Genomic DNA, 4,577 nt, shown 5'->3' with positions numbered 1-4,577 from the left:
GCGATCTCGGCGGCGAACACCGGCGAGGACTCCAGCAGTTCGACCGCCATGCCCTCCCACTGCGCCCCCTGCCCCGGGAACACGAACACCGGCTTGGCGGTGACGGAGGGACGGCCGGAGACCGTCTGCTCGGTCACCTCGCCCACGGCGAAGGCGGCGAGTTCGGCGGCCAGTTCGTCCCGGTCGGCGGCCACGAACACCGCGTGGTGGTCCAGCCTGGCCCGGGTGGTCAGCTGGGAGTACCCGATGTCGGGGACCGAGAGTCCGGGGTTCTCCAGCAGGTGCCGCCGCAGGCGATCGGCCTGTGCCCGCACGGCCGCCTCGGTGCGCGCGGAGAGCAGCACGGGCACAGCGGGAACCGGGGCCGTCGGCACGGTCTCGGAGGCCGGGGTCCCGGCGGGCGCCTCCTCCAGGATGATGTGCGCGTTGGTGCCGCTCACGCCGAACGACGACACACCCGCACGCCGCGGACGACCGTGGCTGGTCCACTCCTTGGCCTCGGTCAGCAGCTCGACCTCGCCGGCCTGCCAGTCGATGTGCGGGGACGGCTCGTCCACGTGCAGGGTCTTCGGCAGCACGCCGTGCCGCATCGCCATCACCATCTTGATCACGCCGGCCACGCCGGACGCCCCCGAGGTGTGGCCGATGTTGGACTTGATCGACCCCAGCCAGAGCGGATCGCCGTCCCGCTCCCGGCCGTACGTCGCCAGCAGCGCATGGGCCTCGATCGGGTCACCGAGGACAGTGCCGGTGCCATGGCCCTCCACCGCGTCCACCTCGGACGGCGACAGCCCGGCATTGGCCAGCGCCTGCCGGATCACCCGCTCCTGCGACGGACCGTTCGGCGCCGTAAGACCATTGCTCGCGCCATCCTGGTTGATCGCCGTACCCCGGATCAGACCCAGGATCCGCCGCCCGTTGCGCTTGGCGTCCGACAGACGCTCCAGTACGACCAGGCCCAGACCGTCGGAGAAACCCGTGCCGTCGGCGGAGGCGGCGTAGGCGCGGCAGCGGCCGTCCGGGGAGATCGCTCCCTGCCGGCTGAACTCGGTGAGCGTCACGGGCGTCGACATCAACGTCACGCCGCCCGCCAGCGCGAGCGAGCACTCACCGCCCCGGAGCGCCTGCGCGGCCAGGTGCAGGGCGACCCCGGAGGAGGAGCAGGCCGTCTCCACCGACACGGCCGGACCTTCCAGGCCGAGGGTGTAGGCGATGCGGCCGGTGGCGACGCTGGACATGGTGCCGGTGACGCGGTAGCCCTCGTACTCGCCGGGCACGAGGAGGCTGTAGTCGGAGCCGGTGATGCCGACGAAGACACCGGTGTCGCTGCCGCGCAGGGACGTCGGGTCGATCCCGGCCTGTTCCAGGGTCTCCCAGGAGGTCTCCAGCAGCAGCCGCTGCTGGGGGTCCATGGCCACGGCCTCACGCGGGCTGATGCCGAAGAACTCGGCGTCGAAGTCGCCCATGCCCGTGAGGAAGCCGCCGCCGCGCGCGTAGGTCGTGCCGGGCTGTTCGCGGTCGGGGCTGTAGAGGCGCTCCAGGTCCCAGCCGCGGTCGGCGGGGAGGGGGCCGATCACGTCACGGCCGTCGGCCACGAGCCGCCACAGGGCTTCCGCCGAGTTGATGCCGCCGGGGTAGCGGCACCCGATGCCGACGATCGCCAGCGGCTCGTCCACCGCCCCGCTCCGCTTCCGCGCGGCCGGGACGGCGGTCTCCGCCGCGCCGTCGACCTGCGCGAGCAGCAGCCGTGCGACGGCCACCGGTGTGGGGTGGTCGAACACGAGGGTGGCGGGAAGGGGCACTCCGGTGCCCCGCGAGAGCCGGTTGCGCAGTTCGACGGCGCTGACGGAGTCGAAGCCGAGTTCCTTGAAGGCGCGCTCGCTGTCCACCTCGTCGGCGGAGGCGTGGCCGAGCACGGACGCCGCCTGCGCCGTGACCAGTTCGAGCACGACGCGCTCCCGCTCGGCTTCCGGCACCTCGGCCAGGCGCCGGGCCAGGGAGCCGCCGGACACGGCGCGCCGGGCGGGCACCCGGACGAGGCCGCGCAGCGCGGCGGGCAGCAGTCCGGCCCTGGCCTGCTCCCGCAGGACGGCCGGATCCAGCTCGACCGGAGCCAGCAGCGGTTCGTCGGCGGCGAGACCGCGGTCGAACAGTTCGAGGCCCAGCCCGGTGGGCAGCGGCAGGATTCCGGCTTGCGCCACGAGGGCGGGGTCGGCCGCGCCGGTTTCGGTGCTGCCCCGGCCGTCGGCCCGGAAGCCCCAGGCGAGCACGGTGGCGGGGAGCCCGGCCGAGCGGCGGCCGCTCGCCAGCGCCGCCAGGGCCGCGTCCGCCGCGGAGGCGGCCGCCTGGCCGGGGATGCCGACCAGTCCCGCGAAGGAGGAGAACAGCGAGAAGGCGGCGAGGTCCGCGCCCGCGGTCAGCTCGTGCAGGTGCCAGGCCGTGTCGACCGTGGTCCGCAGCACTGTCTCCAGCCCCTCGTCGGAGAGGGTCTCGATCAGGCCGGCGCCGGGCTCGCCCGCGGCGTGCACGACCGCGGTCAGGGGGTGCTCCAGGGAGCCGAGCAGCGCGGCCAGTTCAGCGCGGTCGGTGACGTCGCAGGGCTCGACACGCACGCGCGCGCCGAGGAACGCCAGGTCGGCGGTGAACCGGTCGGCCTCTTCCCGAGCCACGGCCAGCACCACGTGGCGGGCGTCGCGGCGGGCGACGAGATGCTCGGCGAACACAGCGCCCAGGCCACCGGTGATCAGCACAGTGCCGTCGGGGTCCATGGGCTTGTGCCCGTTGGCGGGCCCGCCGGACACCCGGGCCAGCCGGGGAGCGAGCACCCTGCCCTCGCGCACGGCGAGCTGCGGCTCGTCCAGACCCAGCAGCCCACCCCACTCCTGCTCCCCGTCGGCGTCCACGAGCAGGAGGCGGCCGGGGTGCTCGGACTGCGCGGCGCGTACGACGCCCCACACGGCGGCCTGCGCGGCGTCGGGCACCTCGTCCCCGACCGCCACCGCACCGCGCGTGACCACGACGAGCGTGGCCTCGCCCAGCGCTTCGGCGGCGAGCCACCGCCGTACCAGGGACACGGCCCGCGCGGCCGCGTCGCGCACCGCCGAGGGCAGCCGGCCCGCAGGGGTGTCGATCGCCGCCAGAACCGCCTGCGGGACGGGCGCGCCCTCGGCGACGGCTCGACCGAGCGCGGCGAGATCGGGGTGCCGGTCGGCCGTTGCGGCGACCTCGCCCAGCGCGGCGAGCCGCACCGGCTGTGCCGCACCGGCGGTGACGGGGGCCCAGTCCAGGCGGAAGAGAGAGTTCTGGCCCTGGCGCAGCTGCCCGAACCGGGCCGCCTCGGCGGCTCGCACGGCGATCCGGTCGACGTGCGCCACGGGTGCGCCCTCGGCGTCGAAGAGATCGAGCCGCAGTGCGCCGTCGGCGGCCGCGACGAGGCGTGCCCGCGCCTGGGAGACCTTGTCACCGGCCAGACGTACGCCCGACCAGGAGGCAGCCGACGCCACCGCACGGGCGTCGGGACGGTGGGCGGTGTGCAGTACGGACTCCAGCAGGGCCGGGTGGATCGCGTAACCGCCGGGCTCCGTGCCGTCGGGCAGGGCGAGTTCGGCGTACACCTCGTCGCCGAGGTTCCATGCCGACTGCGCGCACTGCAACAGCGCGCCGCAGTCGAGGCCGAGTTCGGCCAGGGCGGCGTACAGGGAGTCCACCGACACCGGCTCCGCCCCGGCGGGCGGCCACTCGCCCAGGCGGGCGGACGGCGGCTCGGCGCCCTCGGCGTCGGAGCCGATCCGGCCGCGGGCGTGGCAGACGGCCCCGGCGGACCGCTCCTCGCCGGCGTCCGGCCGCGAGTAGACCGCCACCTCACGGCGGCCGTCGGCATCGGCCGGGCCGAGTGTGACCTGGACCCGTACGGCGTCGTCGTCCAGGACCAGCGGGGCGTCGAGGTTCAGCTCCTCGATCAGGTCGCAGCGCACGTGGCGGCCCGCGGACAGGACCAGCTCCACCAGCGCTGCGCCGGGCAGGGTGACCGTGCCGAACAGAGCGTGGTCGCGGGCCCAGGGCTGGCCCTGGTGGGAGACACGGCCGGTGAAGACCCACTCGTCGCGGTCACCCACCTGCACGGCCGCCGCCAGAATCGGGTGCTCGACGCGACCGAGGCCGACCGCGGAGGCGTCGGCGAGGCCGGTGGCGTCCAGCCAATAGCGCTTGTGCTGGAAGGCGTAGGTGGGCAGCGGAACCGGCTCGGCTCCGGAACCGGCGAAGCAGGCGGCCCAGTCGACCTTCACACCGGCCGTGTGCGCCTCGCCCAGCGAGAGCATGAAGCGGGCGAGGCCGCCCTCGCCACGGCGCAGGGAGCCGACGACTCCGATGCGGTGGTCCGTGCCGTGGGAGGCGACGCTCTCCTCCACCGCCATGGCGAGCACGGGGTGGGGGGACATCTCCAGGAAGCATCCGGCGCCATTGCCGATGAGGGCGCGGACGGCGGGCTCGAAGCCGACCTGGCTGCGCAGGTTGGTGTACCAGTACCCGGCGTCCATCGTGGCGGTGTCGATGAACCCGCCGGTCACCGTGGAGTA

Annotated in this window: 1 protein-coding gene; it reads right to left on the bottom strand. The window is 74.8% G+C overall.

What is annotated here, in order from left to right:
• On the bottom strand, positions 1-4,577 hold a 4,577-nt coding region (locus ACWC0C_RS47995), incomplete at both ends, for a beta-ketoacyl synthase N-terminal-like domain-containing protein (protein WP_450871500.1).

It is taken from the genome of Streptomyces sp. NPDC001709 (assembly GCF_053596375.1).
This window is presented reverse-complemented; position numbering and strand designations above follow the sequence as displayed.